Raw genomic sequence first — 20,066 nt, forward strand, 5'->3', positions numbered from 1 at the left:
GCACCTTCCGAACAGCCCGCGCAGCCCGCGCAGCCCGCGCAGTCCGAAAAGCCCGCGCAGTCCGAACAGGGGAACCGCACGATGCCCGAACCGATCCGCGGCACCGAACCGATCCGGTGGACCCACGCCTTCGTCGACCGCGCCAGGAAGGACTTCGGGCCGGCCCTCGCCTTCTGGACCTCCGTCACGGGGACCGAGCCGTCCTCGCCGCGCGGCGAACAGGGCGAGTTCGTGACGCTGCTGCCGGACGGATCCGACGCCTGTCTGAAGGCGCAGGGCGTCGAGGAGGGCGAGGGCGGCGCGCACCTCGATCTGGCCGTCGAGGACGTGGCGGCGCTGGTGGAGTCGGCGCTGCGGCTCGGAGCCCGGACCGTGGCCGACAACGGGATCGACGACGACGGGGGCTGGGCCGTACTGCGCTCCCCCGGCGGCCTGCTGTTCTGCGCGGTCCCGTGGCAGGGGGAATCGGTACGGCCGCCGGTGGTCGAGGGACCCCCCGGCGTCACCAGCCGCCTCGACCAGGTGTGCGTCGACGTGGCACCCGTCCGCTACGAGGCGGAGGTCGCGTTCTGGAGCGGGCTCACCGGATGGGAGTCCCACCCCGGCTCACTGCCGGAGTTCCATGTGATCAGGCCGCCCGCCGCCCTGCCCGTCCGCGTCCTCGTGCAGCGCCTCGGCGCCGATCGCCCCACCTCGGCCCACCTCGACCTCGCCTGCTCGGACATCGAGGCCGTCCGTGCCCACCACGAAGACCTCGGTGCCACCCTCGCCGGCCGCGGCACGCACTGGGCCGTGATGCGCGACCCGGCCGGCGGCACGTACTGCCTGACGGGCCGCGACCCGGGCACCGGCCTCCCGGTGTAGACGGGCGGCCGGGCACCCGGGGCCCGTCGGCACAGGCGGGCGCCCCGCCCACGAGAGCGAGGGCCTACGCCGGGTCCCACACCTCCACGTCCACCACCGCCGAGACCGGGATCGGCCCGTAGACGTGCGGGAACTCCTCACCGCCGGGTTTCACGGCCTCGTACCGCACCGGCACCTCCAGCCGTCCGGCGTCGACGACCAGGACCACCAGGTCGTCGGGCCCCTCGTAGGTCCCGTACAGGAAGGCGGCGATCCGCGGGAGTTGGGCCCGCGTCGAGCAGTGGATGAAGCCCTCCTCCCCGAGGGTGCGGCCACGCGTGGACATCTCGTACGCGCCGGACGCGCGGGCCGCGTCCCACAGCGAGCGCTCGGTGATGTGCAACAGGGGTTCGGACATGCCCCCACGCTACGGCGCTGGGCGCACGGTCACGGTTTCCCCTCCCACTTCCCCTCCCGGCCGTCCACCCGCTTCCCCTCCCGGCCGTCCTCCCGCTTCCGCTCCTTTCTCCTGCCTGCCGTTCCCTTCCGTTCCCCGGCCTGCGCACCGGGCGCGGGGCGCGCTCCCCGCGCGGCACTGCTCGCGTACCGCGCGGGAGCACCGTCACGACCGGTCGGGTCAGGCGGGGATCTCGCCGGCGGGGGTGGCGAAGTAGTGGCCCTTGTCGAGGTCCTCGAGGAGCCCGGGACCGGTCGGCTCCCAGCCCACCAGTTCGCGCGTGAGGGTGTTCGACGCCGGGGAGTCGAGGCCGAGGAAGGGACCCAGCCAGGCGAAGTGCCCGGCCGCGTCCTCGGGCGCCACGGCGGTCACCGGCACATCGAGGTGACGGCCGATCACCTCCGCGACGGCACGGATCTCGACGCCCTGCTCCGCGACACCGTGCAGCACCGATCCGGCGGGGGCCTTCTCGACCGCCAGGCGGAACAGGCGTGCCGCGTCCAGGCGGTGGACGGCCGGCCAGCGGTTGGCTCCGTCGCCGAGGTAGCCGGAGACGCCCTTGGCACGGGCGATGTCGACCAGGGCCGCCATGAAACCGTTGTCCCCGTCGCCGTGGCAGGTCGGAGAGACCCGGACCACGGACGAGCGCACCCCGCGCGAGGCCAGTGCGAGCACCGCCCGGGCGGTGGCCATCCGGATCGAGATCGGCGAGCCGTCGACGGCTGGCATGTCCCGCTCGGTGGCCTGCCGGCCGGGGGCGAGGCCGACCACGCCGGACGCGAGGACGAAGGGGCGGTCGGTGCCCGCGAGCGCGTCACCGAGGACATCGACGGCGCGGCGGTCGGCCTCCGCGGCGTCCTTGAAACCGCCGGCGAAGGCGATGTCGTGCTTGAAGGCCAGGTGGATCACCCCGTCCGACGCGGCGGCCGCGTCCCGGAGCACGTCGAGATCGTCGACCGTGCCGCGTACCACCTCCGCTCCGGCCGCGGTGAGCGCGTCGGCGGAGGCCTCGGAGCGGGCGAGTCCGACGACCTGGTGCCCCGCACCGGTCAGTTCGGGAACGACGGCGGAACCGATCCAGCCGGAGGCGCCGGTCACGAAGATGCGCATGGAGAAACCCCAAACCCATTGATGTCAGTTACTGTCATCAACGCTAACACCCGATGTCAGTAACTGTCATCACGTAGGATCTGCCCATGGGTAGATGGGAGCCGAACGCGCGCGGGCGCCTGGCGAAGGCCGCGCTGGAGCTCTACAGCGAGCGTGGCTTCGAACAGACCACCGTGGCGGAGATCGCCCGACGGGCCGGGCTCACGGAGCGCACCTTCTTCCGGCACTACGCCGACAAGCGCGAGGTACTGTTCGCCGGTTCCGGCGAGTTGCAGGAGCTCTTCGTGCGGGCGGTCGCCGACGCCCCGAAGGCCGCCGCGCCGATCGACGCGATGGCGGTGGGGCTCGACGCCGTCTCCCAGCTGTTCGCCGACCGCCGCGACTTCGCGCGCGCACGGCACGCCGTGATCATGGCGAACGCGGAGCTCCAGGAACGCGAGCTGATCAAGCTCGCCTCGATGGCGGCCGCGCTCGCCGACGCCCTGCGTGGGCGCGGTGTCACGGAGCCCGCGGCGAGCCTGACCGCCGAGGCCGGGGTCGCCGTCTTCAAGGTCGGTTTCGAGCGCTGGATCATGGCGGCCGAGGAACGTGGGATGGAGCGGCTGATGCGGGAATCGCTGGCCGAGCTCAAGGCCGTGACCGCGGGCCGGTAGGCCTTCCCGTCCGGATCAGGTGAACCCCGGCCACCGGATCAGGTGAACGCCGGCCGGGCGCCGGAGAGCGGATCGCGGAGACGCGCGCGCCCCTCGTCGGCCCGGCATCGGCCCACGGCTGCGGCTGCGGCTGCGGCTGCGGCAGACGGCGGTACTCCCCCTGCGTGTCGCCTCGGGGCCGGCCGCTCGGGCCCGCAATCTGCTGACACTGGCCCATGTCCGAAAGTTCCACCGCCTCCGCACCCGCCCCCGTCGACCGCACCCAGCTCCGCACGACCGTGATCATGACGGTGCTCACCGTGGTCGCGGGGGCGATCGACGCGATCACCTTCCTGACCATGGGCCGGGTGTTCGCCGCGCTCGAGACGGGCAACGTGCTGTTCCTGACCTTCGCGGTGGCCGGATCCGGCCACGTCTCCGCGGTCCGGCCGACCGTCGCGCTCGTGACCTTCGCCGCCGGAGTGGCCACGGCCTCCTTCGTCATCCGCGCGCTCGGCGCGCGGCGACGCCGCTGGTTCCGGACGGCGCTGGCCGCCGAAGGCGCCCTTCTCGCGGTCGCGGGGTCACTGGCCCTGGCACTGCGCGGCACGGGTTCCCTCGCTCACGGCCCCGACCTGGTCGTCCTCGCGGTCGTCGCCCTCGCCATGGGGGTGAGGTCCGCCGTCGTACTGCGCGTGGCGGTGCCGGGCATGCCGACGCTCCTCCTCCAGATGTCCCTGGTGCAGTTGGTGGCGGACGTGGCCACCGCGCCACGGGTGCCGGACGGCGAGCAGGGGGCGCTGCGACGGCTCGCGCGCACCCGTCTCACCGCGACCATCTGCGGCATGTTCGTGGGCGGGACCCTGGGCACGCTCATGGCGCCGTGGGGCACGGGCCGCGCGCTCCTCGTCGTCGCGACGATCGTCGTCGTGCTGGCGCTGTCGGGAGTCCATCCCGACCTGCCCCGCCACGGGCCTCCCGCACCCCGGACCTCCTGACGGACCCCCGCACCCCGGCGGGCCGGGCACCCTACGGAACCCGGAGACCCCGCAGACTCCGGACGCCTCGCGGAACCAGCCCCTCGCCGAAGCCGCGCGTGTCCGCACGGATCAGGATCTCTCCGTGGCCCGCTTGTCCGCCGTCCACCGGCCTCCGGCGGTCCTCCCCGGATCGCCGGGATCACGGGGATCACGGGGCCACCGGGAGGAGCCGGCCTCCCCGAGATCACGCGACGCCGGGAAGGCCCCGGACTCCGCACATGCCTCGCACCGTGGGTTGTGGCAGGGGCCAGGACCCCAGACGGGAACGAACGCGCCCAGTGTCTTGCGGCGCCGCACGACCGTGGCGACCGGCTGCTCACAGGCGGGGCAGACAAACTCATCGGTGCCCATGCCCTCAGGGTAGGCCCGGCCCCGGACCGGCGCCCCTCCGTGCGACCGGGGTGAGAGCGGGCGGGCCCCGCACCCGCTACACCCCCGTCGCCGATCCCGCCCGCGGCTCGCGCCACATCGGCCACATCCGCGGGCCGTCCGGCAGATCGAGGGGGTGGCCGGTGTCGGCGAACCCGAGCCGTTCGTAGAGCGCGCGGCTGCGCTCGTTGCTCGCCTCCAGATACGCGGGAACGCCCTCCTGGTCACAGCGGTCGAGGACCGAGCGGACGAGCGCGCCGCCGAGGCCCTCGCCCTGGCGTTCCGGTGCCACGGCGATCATCCACAGGTACTCGTGGGCGCGGTCGGCGGGGTGGATCGCGGCGGTGAGCCGGCCGATCAGTTCGACCCGTACGTTGTCGGGGTCCACGGCCTCACGCAGCTGGACCGGGCCGTCGTCGTCCGCGGGGCCGGCGTCAGCGTGGGTGTCGTCGGCGGGCACCGACAGCCACAGAGCGCACGCCGCGCCGTCCTGCGTGATGTCGATCCGGCCCTCGGCGAACACGATGTCGGCGAACACCTCCATCAGCCGGGGATGCCGGCCGCGGCGGTGCGCCGCGTCCGGAAAGACCCAGCCGCTCACCGGGTCGTCCTGGAACGCCTCGTCCAGCAACTGGACGACCCGTTCACGATCGCCCTCGCCCGCCGCCCGAATCGCCACTCCCATGTCCCGCCCCTTCGCCTCAACCACCCCTGGCCGTACGGCCGTCGCAGCCTAGCGGGAGCCGCGCGCGACAGAGGGGCGGGCCCCGCGCACCGTGGGGATGCGCGGGATCCGCCCCGACCGGAGCCCGGGACCGTACGGAGGTCAGGTGCCGTACGGTCCCGGCGGCCCCGGGGTCTTCAACCGCCCTTCGGCGACTTCAGTTACTGCGTCGCGTGACAAACTCCGCGAGTGCCAGGAGACCGCCCGCGGCCTCCGGGTCGGGGATCGCCCGGGACAGCTCGTGCATCGCCCGGGACATCCGGTCGGCCGCCTGGAGCTGCGCCCAGTCGCGGCCCCCCGCCCGCTCCACGGCGAGCACCGTGCGCTCCAACCCCCCTTCCTCGTAGGGAACTCCGTACAGTTCGGCGAGTTCCGTCGCCGCCGGGGTGCCGGAGCCGAGCGCGGCCACCACGGGCAGGGACTTCTTGCGGGCGACGAGGTCCGCCCCGGCCGGCTTGCCGGTGCGGCTCGGGTCCCCCCAGATCCCGATCACGTCGTCGATCAGCTGGAAGGCGAGCCCGGCCTCCCGGCCGAACGCGTCCAGTGCCTCGACGTCCTCGTCGTCCGCTCCCGCGTAGAGCCCCCCGAGCGCGCAGGCGCAGCCGAGCAACGCGCCCGTCTTCGCCTCGGCCATGGCGAGGCACTCGTCGAGGGTGACCTCGCCCGGGCCGCGTTTCTCCATGGCCGTGTCGGCGTGCTGTCCCTCGCACAGCTCGACGACGCAGGACGCGAGCCGGGCGGCGGCGGCCGGGGACGCCGGGTGCGGGTCCTCGGCCAGCAGCCGCTGGGCGAGCGCCTGCAGGGCGTCCCCCGCGAGGATCGCGGCGGCGTCGCCGAACACGGTCCACGCGGTGGGCCGGTGTCTGCGGGTGGTGTCCCGGTCCATGACGTCGTCGTGCAGCAGCGTGAAGTTGTGGATCAACTCCACCGCGGCGGCGGCCCGTACGGCCGACGCGTGCTGCCCGCCGAGCGCTCCCGCGGCGGTGAGCACGAGGGCGGGGCGGATCGCCTTGCCCGCGTTGCCCGCCGCCGGGGTGCCGTCCGCGTGCTCCCAGCCGAAGTGGTAGAGCGCGACCCGGCGCATCGAGCCCGGCAGCGAGTCGATGGCCCTGCGCAGCTCGGGGTCGACGGACGCCCGCGCGCGCTCCAGGATGGCCGCCGCTTCCTGCCCGTCGGGCGGGGCAGGAGGAACCTGTTGATGCATGGGCCTCCCGTCCATGGGCCTCCCGGCAGAGCCCCGTCCGGCCAGGGACTCCTCCGCGCTCTGCCGGGGCTTCGGTCCCCCCGGCCCACCCGGCCTGCCCGTCCGGTCCGGCGGGAACACCGTGGCCGGTGTCGGGGAGGTCACCGCCAGCGGCCGATCTCGACGTTCTCCAGAATGCCGAGGGCGTCCGGGACCAGGACCGCGGCCGAGTAGTACGCCGTCACCAGGTAGGAGATGATCGCCTGTTCGTTGATGCCCATGAAGCGCACCGAGACGCTCGGCTCGATCTCGTCCGGGATGCCCGCCTGCTGGAGCCCGATGACGCCCTGTTCCGCCTCGCCGGTGCGCAGGGCGATGATCGAGGTCGTACGGGCGTCGCTGACCGGGATCTTGTTGCACGGGAAGATCGGGACACCGCGCCAGGTCGGGATGCGGTTGCCCGCGATCTCGACGCTCTCCGGGACGAGCCCGCGCTTGTTGCACTCGCGGCCGATCGCGGAGATCGCGCGCGGGTGGGCGAGCAGCAGCTTGGTCCCGCGCCTGCGGCTGAGCAGTTCGTCGAGGTCGTCGGGGCTCGGAACGCCGTCGTGCGGTTGCAGCCGCTGGTCGTACTCGCAGTTGTTGAGCAGTCCGAACTCCCGGTTGTTGATGAGCTCGTGCTCCTGGCGTTCCTTCAGTGCCTCGACGGTGAGGCGGAGCTGCTGCTCGGTCTGGTTCATCGGCTGGTTGTAGAGATCGGCCACGCGCGTGTGCAGGCGCAGCACCGTCTGGGCGATGCTCAGTTCGTACTCGCGCGGCGCGCCCTCGTAGTCCACGAAGGTGCCGGGGATGTCCTCCTCTCCGGTGTGGCCGGCCGCGAGGTCGATCTCCTTCTCGCCGTACTTGTTGGTGCGCTGCTCAGGAATCGCCCGCAGCTGCTGGAGGTGAGTGCGCAGGGACTCGGCGCGCTCCGCGACCTGCTCCAGGTCCTGGCGGGGCAGCGTGAGCACGGTGACCGCGGTGACGGCGCGGGCCGTGTACTCCCAGATGGCGTCCGGGTCGATGAGCGCCTGCTCGCCGAAGTACGCGCCGTCGGCGAGAACGCCGAGGACCGCGTCGTCGCCGTAGGGGCCCGTACCGATCTTCTCGACCTTGCCGTGCGCGAGCAGGAACACCTCGTCGGACGGACTGCCGAACGAGGCGAGCACCTCGCCCGGCGCGAACTCCCGCTGCTGGCAGCGCTGGGCCAGCTCGCCGAGCACCTCGTGATCCTCGTAGGACCGCAGGACGGTCAGTTCGCCGAGCTCGGCGGGGATGACCTGGACGCGGTCACCGGTCTTGACGAACGTCACCCTGCCGTCGCCCACGGAGTAGCTGAGCCGCCGGTTCACGCGGTACGTGCCACCCTGCACGTTCACCCACGGGAGCATGCGCAGCAGCCATCGTGAACTGATCTCCTGCATCTGGGGTGCGGACTTGGTGGTGGTGGCCAGGTTCCGCGCGGCCGATGTGCCGAGACTCTGCTGCGGCCTGCCCTGACCCGAACGGACCTCTTCGCCTACCGACATGAAAATTGCCCTCCCGGTCATGCACTGATCTGCGTCGCCCAGCCTTCCATCACGGAGCGTGCCGGTGCTATTACACGAATGAGGGGGAATGGATCACGCCGGATTGGGCAGAGACGCGCACTTTGTCGACCGGTCGAGCCGCGCGGAACTCCGACGTCCGGAATCGCTCCGCCGCGATATCGAACAAGCGGGGCCCGCGTCGTCGAACAGCCTCATGTCGTCGCGCTCGGGAACTCCAAGATCCGGCCAACCGTTTGACGCTTCGACGGACGATGACAGGAGACGGCGATGGCAGGCTTCCTGGACCGCGCCAAGGAACAGGCGCAGCGCGGGCTCACGCAGGGCAAGCAGAAGCTGGACGAGGTGCAGGCCCAGCGCGCGGGCACCGACCTCCTGAAGAGACTCGGCGCGGCGTACTACGCGGAGCGGCGCGGCAGCGGGTCCCCCGAGGCCACCCAGCAGGCCCTCCAGGCCCTGGAAAGCCATATCGCGGCGAACGGGGACGGCTTCCTGCGCTCCTGAGCGGCGCCTCCCCGACGCGCGCCCGGCCCTGACCGGATCGGCTCGCACGCCGTACGAACGGCCAACCCGGAGCATCCGGTCCCGGGTAGAAGCGGCGGTACGAGACGGCCGCGCCCGGTGGCCGCCGTACAGCGCGAAGGAGGCGGTCATGGCTCCACCCATGTCCGCGGCCGGTTTCCTCGACCGGCTCAGGCGGGAAGGCGTCACCGTCGTCGAGGTCGGCGAATGGGAGCATCACAACCGCAACCACAAGGGCCCGTGGGGCCCGGTGTACGGGGTGATGATCCACCACACGGCGTCCTCGGGGGACGATCGGACCATCGGCCTCTGCCGCACGGGGCGCGCCGACCTGCCGGGGCCTCTGTGCCACGGCGTCATCACCAAGGACGGCGTCGTGCATCTCGTGGGCTACGGCAGGGTCAACCACGCGGGCCTGGGCGACGACGACGTGCTGCGCGCCGTGATCGCGGAGAAGGCGCTCCCCGCGGACAACGAGGCGAACACCGACGGCAACCGCCACTTCTACGGCTTCGAGTGCGAGAACCTCGGCAACGGCAAGGACCCCTGGCCCGAGGTCCAGCTGGAGGCGATCGAGAGGGTCGCGGCCGCGATCTGCCGCCATCACGGCTGGACGGAGCGCTCGGTCATCGGCCACCTGGAGTGGCAGCCCGGCAAGGTCGACCCGCGCGGCTTCACGATGGCCTCGATGAGAGGGCGTGTCCGCGACCGCCTCAAGTGACGCACAGGCGTTCGCCGGTCGCCCGGATTCCCGGACGCCTGTCCGACAATGGTGGGGTGACCAGCCCCGACGGCCCCGGCATCCCGGGCACGCCCGCCCTGTCCGACGCCCCGGACGGCCCCGAAGCGCTCGACCCGACCGGTCTGCGGCCCCGACTGCCCTCGCCGCTGCACCCGGTCGCGGACGGGCGCTTCGCGCGCCACGGCGTCCGGCTGCTGCTCAAGCGGGACGATCTCATCCACCCGGAGCTGATCGGCAACAAGTGGCGCAAGCTGGCTCCGAACCTGCGCGCCGCGGCCGGCCGCACGCTCCTCACCTTCGGCGGCGCGTACTCGAACCATCTGCGGGCCACCGCCGCCGCCGGCCGCCTCCTCGGACTGCCGACCATCGGTGTGGTCCGGGGCGACGAGCTGGCCCACCGCCCCCTCAACCCCTCCCTGACCCGGTGCGCGGCCGACGGCATGCGGCTGCATTTCGTCGACAGGTCGACGTATCGCCGCAAGACGGATCCGCGGACGCTGGCCGCGATCCTGTGCGCGGCGGACGCCCGGGACGCGTACGTCGTCCCCGAGGGCGGCAGCAACGCCCTCGCCGTACGCGGCTGCCGGGAACTCGGCGCGGAGCTGCGCGGCCACGCCGACGTCGTCGCCGTCGCCTGCGGGACCGGCGGCACCCTCGCGGGCCTGGCCGCCGGCCTCGCCCCCGCCCAGCGCGCGCTGGGCGTCCCCGTCCTCAAGGGCGGCTTCCTGGAGGCCGACGTCCGGGCCCTCCAGGACACCGCCTTCGGTGGCCGCCGCGGCACCTGGTCCCTGGACGACCGTTTCCACTTCGGCGGCTACGCGCGCGCCACGCCCGAACTCGGCCTCTTCGCCGAGGACTTCGAGCGGCGCCACGGCCTGCCCGTCGAACGTCTCTATGTCGCCAAGATGCTGTACGGACTTGTCGCCCTGGCCGAGGAAGGGGCGTTCGCACCGGGCACGACCGTGGCGGCGGTGATCACCGGAGCGCCACCCGGGTGAACCGGGTGCCGGCGGCGCCCGACGCTCACGCCGCTTCCCGGTAGGCCGCCGCCTCCTCCAGGTCCAGCCGTCTCAGCAGCGTGCGCAGCATCTCGTCGTCGATGTAGCGGTGGTCGCGGAGCCGCACGAACACCTCACGCTCGGCGCTGATCATCTTGCGGGACAGCCTGCGGTAGGTGTCGTCGGCGTTCTCCCCGGTCACCGGGTTGACGGCGCCGAGCCGCTCCCAGACCGCGTTGCGGCGGCGCTCCAGGACCGAGCGCAGCCGGTCGGCGAGTGGCGGGGGCAGGACATTGCGCTCGTCGGCCAGCAGTTCGTCGAGGCGCTGTTCGGCGGCCCGGGACGCCTGGGCCTGGGCGTTGGCCTCGGCGAGCGTCTCGGCCTGGGTGTCCCGGCCGGGCAGCTTCAGGAGGCGGATCAGCGGAGGCAGGGTCAGTCCCTGGACGACCAGGGTGGCGATGACGGTGGTGAAGGTGAGGAAGAGCAGGAGATTGCGCTCGGGGAAGGCGTCGCCGCCGTCCACGGTGAGCGGGATCGAGAAGGCAATGGCGAGCGACACCACGCCCCGCATCCCGGCCCAGCCGATGACGAACGGGGCTTTCCAGGTGGGGTTCTCCTCCCGCTTCCTGATCCGCGGGGACACGATCCGCGGCAGGAACGTGGCGGGGTACACCCACACGAACCGCGCGGCGACCACCGCCAGGAAGACGACCACCGCGTACCAGGCGGCGCTGACACCCTCGTACGGGCCGAGGCCCTTGAGGACGACGGGCAGTTGCAGGCCGATCAGCGCGAACACGGCCGATTCCAGGACGAACGCGACCATCTTCCAGACGGCCTCCTCCTGGAGCCGCGTCGCGAAGTCCACCTCCCAGGCACGGTGTCCGAGGTACAGCGCGACGACGACCACCGCCAGCACCCCGGAGGCGTGCACCTGTTCGGCGATCCCGTACGCCACGAAGGGGATCAGCAGGGAGAGGGTGTTCTGCAGGAGCGCCTCGTTCAGGCGGGTGCGCAGCCAGTGGATCGGCATCATCAGGACGAGGCCGACGACCACGCCGCCGACCGCCGCGAGCAGGAACTCACGGATGCCGCCCGACCAGGTCGCGCCCTCGCCGACCGCGGCGGCGAGGGCCACCTTGTAGGCGGTGATCGCGGTCGCGTCGTTCACCAGGGACTCGCCCTGCAGAATCGTGGTGATCTTCGACGGCAGCCCCACCCGGCGTGCCACCGCGGTGGCCGCGACCGCGTCCGGCGGCGCCACGACCGCCCCGAACACCAGCGCCGCGGGCAGCGGCAGGCCCGGCACGATCAGATAGGTGACCCAGCCGACGGCGAGCGTCGCGAAGAGCACGTACCCGACCGACAGCAGCGCGATCGGCCGCAGATGCGCCCGCAGATCGAGGTACGAGCTGTCGGTGGCGGCCGTGTACAGCAGCGGGGGCAGCAGCAGCGGGAGGACGACCTCGGGGTCGAGTTCGTACCCGGGCACCCCGGGGACGTACGCGATCACCAGGCCCGCGGCGACGAGCAGCAGCGGCGCCGGCACCGGAGTACGGCGGGCCGCTCCGGCGACGGCGGCGCTTCCCGCGACCAGCAACAGCAGTGGCAATACGTGCATCCTCGTCCGCCCGCCCTCGTTTTCGCGCGGCATCCCGCACGCCCGACGTAACCTGGCAATCATGAAACAGTGCACGCATGCCGACGCGCTGCCGCACCCCGCACCAGAGCCCACGAGCGAGACGTGCCTGGAGTGTCTCGCCGCCGGCACACATCCGGTACAGCTGCGGCTGTGCCTGGAATGCGGGCACCTCAGCTGCTGCGACTCCTCGCCGCTGCGGCACGCGACAGAGCATTTCAAGGAGACGGGACATCCCGTGATGCGAACCTTCGAGCCCGGTGAGAGCTGGCGCTGGTGCTTCGTCGACCACGTACTGGCGTGACCCGCCGTCGGGACGGTTCGACCGTCTGACGCCTGGGTACGTCAACCCGGCGCGCGCTCTTCCTATTTGGGCCCGCAGACCCCTAGCCACTGTCCGTACTCATAGGCTTACTATGAGTGACAGCGGGGGAGCGGGGTCCCCGGGACAGGAAAGTCGGGAGCGCGGTAGCGTCACCGCTGAACACCTGGCGCGTTACCCCGGGGGGCGACCCTCGGCCCCGAAAGAGCTCGAATGAGCTTGTACCACCTTGGAGGTGAGGGTGTCCCAGATCGCAGGCGAGCCCGCGACTAAGGACTTCGTGGAAGTCCGGCTGCCGGCCGCGGGTGCCTACCTGTCGGTGCTGCGCACGGCCACGGCCGGCCTCGCGGCCCGTTTGGACTTCACCCTCGACGAGATCGAGGACCTGCGCATCGCGGTGGACGAGGCCTGCGCGATCCTGCTGCAGCAGGCCGTCCCCGGCTCGGTGCTCAGTTGCGTCTTCCGGCTCATCGACGACTCGCTCGAGGTGACGGTGTCCGCTCCGACCACGGACGGTCACGCTCCGTCACGGGACACGTTCGCGTGGACCGTTCTCTCGGCGCTCGCGGGCAAGGTCGACTCCACCGTCGCCGAGGACAAGACCGTTTCGATCAGCCTCTACAAACAGCGCGGCGCGGGACCCGGGCCGGCGTGAGGGAGGGGGACGGGCCGGTGCGGGACGAAGAGCGCGGCACACGGGAGCTTCCCGCCGGGCCCGTCGACGGCCTCGACGCGCCGCGGCGCGTGGCGGAGGGCGTCGACGGCATCCCCGAGCAGGCCCGGCCGCACCCGGACGACGGCACAGCCTCCCGGGCCGGGGATCCCCCCAGCCCGAACGAAGCCGAGAACGCGGGGGTCGCACCGGTCGACGAGGACGGACAGGAGAAGCTCCCCGGCCGTGACGACGGACAACGGGATCCGGAGGGTGCCGCGCGGAGCACGTCCTCGGAAGGGCGGCGGCTGGTGACGGGCGGGACTATGAGCGAGCAAGAACAACACGACAAGACGGCTGCGCAGAACGTGCAGAGCGTGCAGGCCACGCAGCACGGGCCCAGCGTCCAGCACATCCATCACGACCCGAAGGACCCGCAGGACCGCAGCGGAGCGCGGGCGATGTTCATCGAGCTGCGCAAGCTGCCGGACGGCAGCGCCGAGTACGCGGAGCTGCGCAACCAGCTGGTCCGCATGCACCTCCCGCTCGTCGAGCACCTCGCGCGCCGCTTCCGCAACCGCGGGGAGCCGCTGGACGACCTGACCCAGGTCGCCACCATCGGCCTGATCAAGTCGGTCGACCGGTTCGACCCGGAGCGCGGCGTCGAGTTCTCGACGTACGCGACCCCCACGGTCGTCGGCGAGATCAAGCGCCACTTCCGCGACAAGGGCTGGGCGGTCCGCGTGCCGCGCCGCCTCCAGGAACTGCGTCTCGCGCTCACCACGGCGACCGCGGAACTCTCCCAGCAGCACGGACGTTCCCCCACGGTCCACGAACTCGCCGAGAAGCTGGCCATCTCGGAGGAAGAGGTCCTGGAGGGCCTGGAGTCCGCCAACGCCTACTCCACGCTGTCCCTGGACGTTCCCGACACGGACGACGAGTCCCCGGCCGTCGCCGACACACTCGGCGCCGAGGACGAGGCCCTGGAAGGGGTCGAGTACCGGGAGTCACTGAAGCCGCTGCTGGAGGATCTTCCGCCGCGAGAGAAGCGGATCCTTCTCCTTCGCTTCTTCGGCAACATGACCCAGTCGCAGATCGCCCAGGAGGTCGGCATCTCCCAGATGCACGTCTCCCGTCTTCTCGCCCGCACCCTCGCCCAGCTCCGCGAGAAGCTGCTGGTCGAGGAGTAGCCCGCTCCGTGGACCGGAGCGGGCGGCCGCCGCCGAGGGCACCGGCTCCACGGGGACGCCGGACCCATCGGCAGCACTCGTCGCCGGAGGGACCGCGGTGCGCCACCACCGGCAGCACCGCCACCCCCGTCAGCAGAGGCGGCACCGGCGCGGAACCCTCCCGGCGACGAGACGTACCGGCGGGACAGGACGGACCACGCTCCAGGGGCCGGTCGTACGTCGGGAACCGAGGGCTACCCTTCAGGGGTGAGCGCTGAGCAGACCCCCGCCCCCGGCACGTCGACCGCGGAGCCCCGCCCCGGGCGGCTGACCGCCGCGGCGGCGCTGGCCGCGCTGGAGGGGCTCGCCCTGGCCGCGGGCGGTGTCTACCTGTTCGTGGAAGGTCTCACCGGATCCCCGGACGACCGGCGGGGGGCCGTCACGGGTGGCGTGACGCTGGTCGTTCTCGCGTTGCTGCCCCTGCTGGCCGCGCGCGGGCTGGTGCTCCGCCGCAGATGGAGCCGGGGCCCCGCGGTCATCACCCAGATCCTGGCCCTGCCCGTCGCCTATAACCTGCTGCGGGCCGACAGCATGGCCATCCCCGCGGGCATCGTGCTGGCCGTCGTCGCGGTCGCCGCGCTGGTCCTGCTCGTGAACCCGGCGACGACGGCGGCCCTGGGCATCCGTGGCCCGGGTGGCGCCGAGGAGTCCCGGCGGCCCTGACGCGCCACGGCCGGCGCCCCTTGTCCGGCCCGCGCCGGTGACCCGTCCCGCCGCCCCCTGCGACATGCGCCGCCGGCCCGCCCAGCGCCCACGGCCCGGCGCCGTACCCCGTTCCCGCCGTCCCTCCCCGTGTCGAGACTCACGCCCTCATCTCTTACCCGATCCCTACCTCGGTCTGGGACGAGTACCGCACGGTAGGTACGCTGCATCGCATGCGTGCACTTCTCGTGGTCAATCCGGCAGCAACCACCACAAGTGCGCGCACGCGCGACGTGTTGATCCACGCGTTGGCGAGCGAGATGAAGCTCGAAGTGGTCACCACCGAGTACCGCGGGCACGCCCGGGACCTGGGCCGGCAGGCCGCGGAGGGTGAGGACATAGAACTGGTCGTCGCCCTCGGCGGCGACGGCACCGTGAACGAGGTCGTGAACGGCCTGCTGCACAACGGCCCCGAGCTGGACCGCCTGCCCCGCCTCGCCGTGGTCCCCGGCGGCTCCACCAATGTCTTCGCCCGCGCCCTCGGCCTGCCCAACGACGCGGTGGAGGCCACCGGCGCCCTGCTGGACGCGCTGAGAGAGAACCGCGAGCGCACGGTCGGCCTCGGTCTCGCCGCGGGCACCCCCGGCACCGAGGACGAATCGGTCCCCTCCCGCTGGTTCACGTTCTGTGCCGGACTCGGCTTCGACGCCGGGGTGATCGGCCGGGTCGAGCAGCAGCGGGAGCGCGGCAAGCGCTCCACGCACGCTCTGTATTTGCGCCAAGTGGTACGTCAGTTTCTGGACGAACCTCACCGCAGGCACGGAACGATCACCCTGGACCGCCCCGGCGAGGACCCGGTCACCGATCTCGTCCTGTCCATAATCTGCAACACCTCGCCCTGGACGTTTCTCGGCAATCGTCCGGTGTACGCCTCGCCTAAGGCTTCGTTCGATACCGGGCTCGACGTACTCGGCCTCAGCCGTATGTCGACGACCGCGGTCGCCCGGTATGCCACCCAGTTGCTCACTTCGTCCCCCGAACGCGGTCCGCACGGAAAGCACGCCCTGTCCCTGCACGACCTGACCGACTTCACCTTGCATTCGAAGGTGCCACTCCCCCTCCAGATGGACGGCGACCACCTGGGACTGCGCAGAAGCGTGACGTTCACAGGCGTACGCCGTGCACTGCGTGTGATTGTGTGAGTGGAAGGCCGCAAAGTCCTTTCACTCGAACGTTTAGACCAGGGTCCACCCCATGGAAGTACGGCTGTGACCTAGTCGACACCGAGGAATCAAAAAAAACTTTCCAGAAGGGGTTGTATCCGCCGCCGAGGTTTGCGAGTCTCTACGTGGCGCTCGGGACGGCCCGCAACATCGGCCCCACAGAGCGCCAGAACCCCTCCTCAAATCACAGGACCACACCAGTCCGTCTGGTAGTCGGCCCTTCACTTGTTGAGGGATTCGTGAAAGCGTTCACATTCACAAGCAACGTGCATGTAATACCAAGGAGAGGTAGCAGCCATGGACTGGCGTCACAACGCCGTTTGCCGCGAGGAAGACCCCGAGCTCTTCTTCCCCATCGGCAACACCGGTCCTGCGCTGCTGCAGATCGAGGAAGCCAAGGCCGTCTGCCGCCGCTGCCCCGTCATGGAGCAGTGCCTGCAGTGGGCGCTCGAGTCCGGCCAGGACTCCGGCGTCTGGGGTGGCCTCAGCGAGGACGAGCGTCGCGCAATGAAGCGCCGCGCCGCCCGCAACCGGGCTCGTCAGGCCACCGCCTGACACCCCACCCCGCGACGAGCCTGAGCTTGGCGGCGCGTACAGCGTGTACGCATCTCCCGCCCCCGAGCCGCAGCGCGCAGTACCCCCGATGCTCCCCCCGGACCCTCGACCACGTTCGAGCAGGGGGTACCCCCATCGCAACGTAAGCAGAGGCCCCGGACCGAACGGTCCGGGGCCTCTGTCCTGCGTCGAGCGTCATCCGCCCCGCGCCATCGGGGCGCGGTCGCGTCCTACTTGGCCGCCCGTACCGGAATGTCCAGGATGACCTGCGTGCCGCGCTCCGGTGCCGCCACCATGTCGAACGTGCCGCCCAACTCGCCCTCCACCAGGGTCCGTACGATCTGGAGGCCGAGGTTGCCCGAGCGGTGCGGGTCGAAGCCCTCCGGGAGACCGACACCGTCGTCCTGCACGGTGACCAGCAGGCGGGTCTCCTTGGTGGTGCCGCCCCGGACCGCCGAGACCTCGACCGTGCCCCGGTCGCCCTCGCGGAATCCGTGCTCCAGCGCGTTCTGCAGAATCTCGGTGAGGACCATGGAGAGCGGGGTCGCGACCTCCGCGTCCAGCACCCCGAAGCGGCCGGTGCGACGACCGGTGACCTTGCCGGGCGAGATCTCGGCGACCATCGCGAGCACCCGGTCGGCGATCTCGTCGAACTCCACCCGCTCGTCCAGGTTCTGAGACAGCGTCTCATGCACGATCGCGATCGACCCGACCCGTCGTACGGCTTCCTCCAGTGCCTCCCGGCCGCGCTCCGACTCGATGCGCCGGGCTTGCAGCCGCAGCAGTGCCGCCACCGTCTGGAGGTTGTTCTTGACCCGGTGGTGGATCTCCCGGATGGTCGCGTCCTTGGTGATCAACTCGCGCTCGCGGCGGCGCAGTTCGGTGACGTCACGGAGCAGGACCAGGGAACCGACCCGGGTGCCCTTGGGCTTCAGCGGGATCGCCCGCAGCTGGATCACCCCTTCGGCGCTCTCGATCTCGAACTCGCGGGGCGCCCAGCCGCTCGCGACCTTGGCCAGCGCCTCGTCCACCGGTCCGCGGGACGGAGCGAGTTCGGCGGTGGTCACGCCCAGGTTGTGGCCCACCAGGTCGGACGCGAGACCCAGCCGGTGGTACGCGGACAGCGCGTTCGGTGAGGCGTACTGCACGATGCCTTCCGCGTCCAGGCGGATGAGTCCGTCGCCCACGCGCGGCGAGGCGTCCATGTCGACCTGCTGGTCGGGGAACGGGAAGGAGCCGGCCGCGATCATCTGGGCGAGGTCGGAGGCGCTCTGGAGATACGTCAGCTCCAGCCGGCTCGGGGTGCGCACGGTGAGGAGATTGGTGTTGCGCGCGATGACACCCAGGACGCGCCCCTCCCGCCGTACCGGGATGGACTCGACCCGCACCGGCACCTCCTCCCGCCATTCGGGGTCGCCCTCGCGCACGATGCGGCCCTCGTCGAGCGCCGCGTCCAGCAGCGGACGGCGGCCTCGCGGGACCAGATGACCCACCATGTCGTCCTGGTACGAGGTCGGACCGGTGTTGGGACGCATCTGCGCCACCGAGACATAGCGGGTGCCGTCCCGGGTGGGGACCCACAGGACGAGGTCGGCGAAGGAGAGGTCGGAGAGCAGCTGCCACTCCGAGACCAGCAGATGCAGCCACTCGAGATCGGAGGGACCGAGAGCGGTGTGCTGGCGTACGAGGTCGTTCATGGAGGGCACAGGTGCGAGCCTACCCGGGGGTCCGGTCGCGGTCCGAAAACACCCGCGGGCCGCGGCGCCTGGGAGGGACCCTCAACCCTCCCGGCACCGCAGCCCGGAGCAGCAACGGCCGCGGGCTGTGCGGTCCCGGTCGGCCGATGGAGAGGAGCCGGAGCAGTCAGGGCAGAGAGCGCCGGTTCCTCGGTCCGTCTTCCTGTGCGGGGAAGACGGAGGCTTGTTCAGTTGACGTGGTGACACTGTGGGCCACGGACGCCTTACCCGAACATTGTGGACTAGACCATGTTCTCGCGTCCATGAGCCGACGGATGTTTGTTCTTGTCACTTCATCGAATTTCCCACAGCTTCCACCACGCAGACTAGCCCGCTCGGCCCCCGGCGGGGGCCTGTTCCGCTCATATGGGGGGCCGGACGGGGGGCATGCGCGTCGCCCGCCGGGATGGGCGGCGGGGTCGGGTGGTCCGGGGCGGCCTCGACGCCGTCGCCGCCACGCGGCGGGTGACGCGGCGTGACGCGGGCTGGTGCCGGGCGCGGGCCGGGCGACGCGGTACCGGGCGTGCGCTGATGTCCGTGCGGCGCCTGTGTGTGCGGTGATGTCACCAGGGGTGGGGGCGCGACCATGGTTCGGTGTCAGCATCTCGTCGCGGGCGGAAGCGGATCGGCCGGGCGCGCCAGGCATGTCGGGTACGCCGGTGCGCCGGGCAAGTCGGGTACGCCGGTGCGCCGGGCAAGTCGGGTACGCCGGTGCGCCAGGCATGTCCGGTACGCCGATACGCCGGGCGTGCGCGTCGAGGGTGGCCACGCGATCGCGACGTCGTTTCCCCAGGGGACACCCTGGGTTCCCGCCTCCTTCCCCGTCTCTTCGCCAGGCTCAACCCGCCCCTTCCCCACCCTCTCCCCGCTCTCCCCTCGCCCTTCCGGATCCCTCCCGGCGCGCGAGTTCACCCACGACCACGGGCGGGCCATCTTTGCTAGATTGGTCTACACCACACGTGTTCCCTTTGGTTCCCGGCGAGTCCCTCCCCAGATCGGCAGGCCCAGCGTGGAAGTTGTCATCGTTCCGGACGCCAAGGCGGGCGGCGAGCTGATCGCCGAGGCCATGGCGCAACTGCTGCGGCGCAAGCCCGACGCCCTGCTCGGCGTGGCCACCGGCTCGACGCCGCTGCCCATCTACGAGGCACTGGCGGCGCGGGTCGGCTCCGGCGCCGTGGACGCCTCGCGGGCACGGGTCGCCCAGCTCGACGAATATGTGGGGCTCCCCGCCGACCACCCCGAGTCCTATCGGTCGGTGCTGCGGCGCGAGGTGCTCGAACCGCTCGGGCTGGACATGGCCGCGTTCATGGGACCGGACGGCGCGGCGCCGGACGTCCAGGCCGCCTGCCTGGCGTACGACCGGGCCCTGGCCTCGGCCGGCGGGGTCGACCTGCAGATCCTCGGCATCGGGACGGACGGGCACATCGGCTTCAACGAACCGTGCTCCTCGCTCGCCTCGCGGACCCGGATCAAGACACTGACCGAGCAGACCCGGGTCGACAACGCGCGGTTCTTCGAGGGCGACATCGAGCAGGTGCCGCACCACGTGATCACCCAGGGCATCGGCACGATCCTGGAGGCCCGGCACCTGGTGCTGCTCGCCACCGGTGAGGGCAAGGCCGACGCGGTCGCCGCGACGGTGGAGGGTCCGGTCGCCGCGGTGTGCCCCGCCTCGGCGCTCCAGCTCCACCCGCACGCGACGGTCGTCGTGGACGAGGCGGCGGCGTCCGAGCTGAAGCTCGCGGACTACTTCCGGCACACCTTCGTGAACAAGCCGGACTGGCAGGGGATCTAGGGCGCGCCGCGAGGCGGGCGGGACCTCTCCCGGCACGCCCCGGGCCGCCGGCCCCCGTACGCGCGCG

Annotated in this window: 20 protein-coding genes; 13 read left to right on the top strand and 7 right to left on the bottom strand. The window is 71.8% G+C overall.

Annotation, left to right across the window (positions count from 1 at the left end):
- Positions 1 to 81 precede the first annotated feature (81 nt).
- Positions 82 to 864 carry a VOC family protein gene (locus GFH48_RS14525; protein WP_153288676.1) on the top strand — a complete coding sequence of 261 codons (783 nt, stop codon included), beginning with the start codon at positions 82 to 84 and terminating at the stop codon, positions 862 to 864.
- Between the two features lie 64 nt (positions 865 to 928).
- Here GFH48_RS14525 and GFH48_RS14530 read toward each other — a convergent pair whose 3' ends face one another.
- Both GFH48_RS14530 and GFH48_RS14535 read right to left on the bottom strand, forming a co-directional pair.
- Complete coding sequence (locus GFH48_RS14530; protein ID WP_153288677.1) at positions 929 to 1,261, bottom strand: DUF952 domain-containing protein; 333 nt, start codon at positions 1,259 to 1,261, stop codon at positions 929 to 931.
- Positions 1,262 to 1,480: 219 nt separating this feature from the next.
- Positions 1,481 to 2,410 carry an SDR family oxidoreductase gene (locus tag GFH48_RS14535; RefSeq protein WP_153288678.1) on the bottom strand — a complete coding sequence of 310 codons (930 nt, stop codon included), beginning with the start codon at positions 2,408 to 2,410 and terminating at the stop codon, positions 1,481 to 1,483.
- An 86-nt stretch (positions 2,411 to 2,496) separates the two neighbouring features.
- Between GFH48_RS14535 and GFH48_RS14540 the strand changes: the two genes are divergently transcribed.
- Entirely contained in the window at positions 2,497 to 3,063 is a 567-nt protein-coding gene (locus GFH48_RS14540) for a TetR/AcrR family transcriptional regulator (RefSeq protein ID WP_153288679.1), read from the top strand.
- 215 nt (positions 3,064 to 3,278) lie between these two features.
- On the top strand, positions 3,279 to 4,040 hold the full coding sequence (locus GFH48_RS14545; RefSeq protein WP_153288680.1) for a YoaK family protein: 762 nt from the start codon (positions 3,279 to 3,281) through the stop codon (positions 4,038 to 4,040).
- 469 nt (positions 4,041 to 4,509) lie between these two features.
- Here GFH48_RS14545 and GFH48_RS14555 read toward each other — a convergent pair whose 3' ends face one another.
- The 3 genes from GFH48_RS14555 to GFH48_RS14565 form a co-directional block, all read right to left on the bottom strand.
- Entirely contained in the window at positions 4,510 to 5,136 is a 627-nt protein-coding gene (locus tag GFH48_RS14555; protein ID WP_153288682.1) for a GNAT family N-acetyltransferase, read from the bottom strand.
- 196 nt (positions 5,137 to 5,332) lie between these two features.
- Positions 5,333 to 6,394, bottom strand: coding sequence for a family 2 encapsulin nanocompartment cargo protein polyprenyl transferase (locus GFH48_RS14560; RefSeq protein ID WP_153288683.1), 1,062 nt, complete (start codon positions 6,392 to 6,394; stop codon positions 5,333 to 5,335).
- Positions 6,395 to 6,519: 125 nt separating this feature from the next.
- Positions 6,520 to 7,926 (bottom strand): family 2B encapsulin nanocompartment shell protein, encoded by a 1,407-nt coding sequence (locus GFH48_RS14565; RefSeq protein WP_153288684.1) that lies wholly within the window; start codon positions 7,924 to 7,926, stop codon positions 6,520 to 6,522.
- Between the two features lie 288 nt (positions 7,927 to 8,214).
- Here GFH48_RS14565 and GFH48_RS14570 point away from each other — a divergent pair, with 288 nt between their 5' ends.
- From GFH48_RS14570 to GFH48_RS14580, 3 genes are all read left to right on the top strand, one after another.
- The gene (locus GFH48_RS14570) at positions 8,215 to 8,448 is read left to right on the top strand and encodes a hypothetical protein (RefSeq protein WP_153288685.1); all 234 of its coding nucleotides are present in this window, start codon (positions 8,215 to 8,217) and stop codon (positions 8,446 to 8,448) included.
- Between the two features lie 148 nt (positions 8,449 to 8,596).
- Complete coding sequence (locus GFH48_RS14575; RefSeq protein WP_153288686.1) at positions 8,597 to 9,187, top strand: N-acetylmuramoyl-L-alanine amidase; 591 nt, start codon at positions 8,597 to 8,599, stop codon at positions 9,185 to 9,187.
- Positions 9,188 to 9,285: 98 nt separating this feature from the next.
- Positions 9,286 to 10,206 carry a 1-aminocyclopropane-1-carboxylate deaminase/D-cysteine desulfhydrase gene (locus GFH48_RS14580; RefSeq protein WP_194280849.1) on the top strand — a complete coding sequence of 307 codons (921 nt, stop codon included), beginning with the start codon at positions 9,286 to 9,288 and terminating at the stop codon, positions 10,204 to 10,206.
- Positions 10,207 to 10,231: 25 nt separating this feature from the next.
- Here GFH48_RS14580 and GFH48_RS14585 read toward each other — a convergent pair whose 3' ends face one another.
- Positions 10,232 to 11,827, bottom strand: a complete 1,596-nt coding sequence (locus tag GFH48_RS14585) for a Na+/H+ antiporter (protein ID WP_153288687.1) — start codon at positions 11,825 to 11,827, stop codon at positions 10,232 to 10,234.
- Between the two features lie 61 nt (positions 11,828 to 11,888).
- Between GFH48_RS14585 and GFH48_RS14590 the strand changes: the two genes are divergently transcribed.
- The 6 genes from GFH48_RS14590 (at position 11,889) to GFH48_RS14615 (ending at position 16,468) form a co-directional block, all read left to right on the top strand.
- Positions 11,889 to 12,149, top strand: coding sequence for a UBP-type zinc finger domain-containing protein (locus tag GFH48_RS14590; protein ID WP_153288688.1), 261 nt, complete (start codon positions 11,889 to 11,891; stop codon positions 12,147 to 12,149).
- Positions 12,150 to 12,408: 259 nt separating this feature from the next.
- Positions 12,409 to 12,822 carry an ATP-binding protein gene (locus tag GFH48_RS14595; protein WP_054228129.1) on the top strand — a complete coding sequence of 138 codons (414 nt, stop codon included), beginning with the start codon at positions 12,409 to 12,411 and terminating at the stop codon, positions 12,820 to 12,822.
- Positions 12,819 to 14,009, top strand: a complete 1,191-nt coding sequence (locus GFH48_RS14600; RefSeq protein WP_153288689.1) for an RNA polymerase sigma factor SigF — start codon at positions 12,819 to 12,821, stop codon at positions 14,007 to 14,009. The genes GFH48_RS14595 and GFH48_RS14600 overlap by 4 nt, the downstream gene beginning before the upstream one ends.
- Positions 14,010 to 14,255: 246 nt before the next feature.
- Positions 14,256 to 14,711, top strand: a complete 456-nt coding sequence (locus tag GFH48_RS14605) for a hypothetical protein (RefSeq protein WP_153288690.1) — start codon at positions 14,256 to 14,258, stop codon at positions 14,709 to 14,711.
- A gap of 212 nt (positions 14,712 to 14,923) precedes the next feature.
- On the top strand, positions 14,924 to 15,892 hold the full coding sequence (locus GFH48_RS14610; RefSeq protein WP_153288691.1) for a diacylglycerol/lipid kinase family protein: 969 nt from the start codon (positions 14,924 to 14,926) through the stop codon (positions 15,890 to 15,892).
- A 318-nt stretch (positions 15,893 to 16,210) separates the two neighbouring features.
- On the top strand, positions 16,211 to 16,468 hold the full coding sequence (locus GFH48_RS14615; protein WP_006380970.1) for a WhiB family transcriptional regulator: 258 nt from the start codon (positions 16,211 to 16,213) through the stop codon (positions 16,466 to 16,468).
- Between the two features lie 230 nt (positions 16,469 to 16,698).
- Here GFH48_RS14615 and GFH48_RS14620 read toward each other — a convergent pair whose 3' ends face one another.
- Positions 16,699 to 18,165: a sensor histidine kinase gene (locus GFH48_RS14620; protein WP_153292911.1), complete on the bottom strand. Its 1,467-nt coding sequence runs from the start codon at positions 18,163 to 18,165 to the stop codon at positions 16,699 to 16,701.
- A 1,048-nt stretch (positions 18,166 to 19,213) separates the two neighbouring features.
- Between GFH48_RS14620 and nagB the strand changes: the two genes are divergently transcribed.
- Positions 19,214 to 19,999 carry a glucosamine-6-phosphate deaminase gene (gene nagB / locus GFH48_RS14625; protein ID WP_153288692.1) on the top strand — a complete coding sequence of 262 codons (786 nt, stop codon included), beginning with the start codon at positions 19,214 to 19,216 and terminating at the stop codon, positions 19,997 to 19,999.
- The last annotated feature ends 67 nt before the right edge of the window (positions 20,000 to 20,066 follow it).

It is taken from the genome of Streptomyces fagopyri (assembly GCF_009498275.1).
In the GTDB taxonomy this organism is placed as follows: Bacteria; Actinomycetota; Actinomycetes; order Streptomycetales; family Streptomycetaceae; genus Streptomyces; species Streptomyces fagopyri.

Bases quoted from the DNA above. Each gene is read 5' to 3' on its own strand.
- GFH48_RS14525 (WP_153288676.1), top strand. From the start codon at position 82: ATGCCCGAACCGATCCGCGGCACCGAACCGATCCGGTGGACCCACGCC.
- GFH48_RS14575 (WP_153288686.1), top strand. From the start codon at position 8,597: ATGGCTCCACCCATGTCCGCGGCCGGTTTCCTCGACCGGCTCAGGCGG.
- GFH48_RS14535 (WP_153288678.1), bottom strand. From the start codon at position 2,410: ATGCGCATCTTCGTGACCGGCGCCTCCGGCTGGATCGGTTCCGCCGTC.
- GFH48_RS14565 (WP_153288684.1), bottom strand. From the start codon at position 7,926: ATGTCGGTAGGCGAAGAGGTCCGTTCGGGTCAGGGCAGGCCGCAGCAG.
- GFH48_RS14585 (WP_153288687.1), bottom strand. From the start codon at position 11,827: ATGCACGTATTGCCACTGCTGTTGCTGGTCGCGGGAAGCGCCGCCGTC.
- GFH48_RS14615 (WP_006380970.1), top strand. From the start codon at position 16,211: ATGGACTGGCGTCACAACGCCGTTTGCCGCGAGGAAGACCCCGAGCTC.
- GFH48_RS14570 (WP_153288685.1), top strand. From the start codon at position 8,215: ATGGCAGGCTTCCTGGACCGCGCCAAGGAACAGGCGCAGCGCGGGCTC.
- GFH48_RS14610 (WP_153288691.1), top strand. From the start codon at position 14,924: ATGCGTGCACTTCTCGTGGTCAATCCGGCAGCAACCACCACAAGTGCG.
- GFH48_RS14555 (WP_153288682.1), bottom strand. From the start codon at position 5,136: ATGGGAGTGGCGATTCGGGCGGCGGGCGAGGGCGATCGTGAACGGGTC.
- GFH48_RS14590 (WP_153288688.1), top strand. From the start codon at position 11,889: ATGAAACAGTGCACGCATGCCGACGCGCTGCCGCACCCCGCACCAGAG.
- GFH48_RS14530 (WP_153288677.1), bottom strand. From the start codon at position 1,261: ATGTCCGAACCCCTGTTGCACATCACCGAGCGCTCGCTGTGGGACGCG.
- GFH48_RS14545 (WP_153288680.1), top strand. From the start codon at position 3,279: ATGTCCGAAAGTTCCACCGCCTCCGCACCCGCCCCCGTCGACCGCACC.
- GFH48_RS14620 (WP_153292911.1), bottom strand. From the start codon at position 18,165: ATGAACGACCTCGTACGCCAGCACACCGCTCTCGGTCCCTCCGATCTC.
- GFH48_RS14560 (WP_153288683.1), bottom strand. From the start codon at position 6,394: ATGGACGGGAGGCCCATGCATCAACAGGTTCCTCCTGCCCCGCCCGAC.
- GFH48_RS14540 (WP_153288679.1), top strand. From the start codon at position 2,497: ATGGGTAGATGGGAGCCGAACGCGCGCGGGCGCCTGGCGAAGGCCGCG.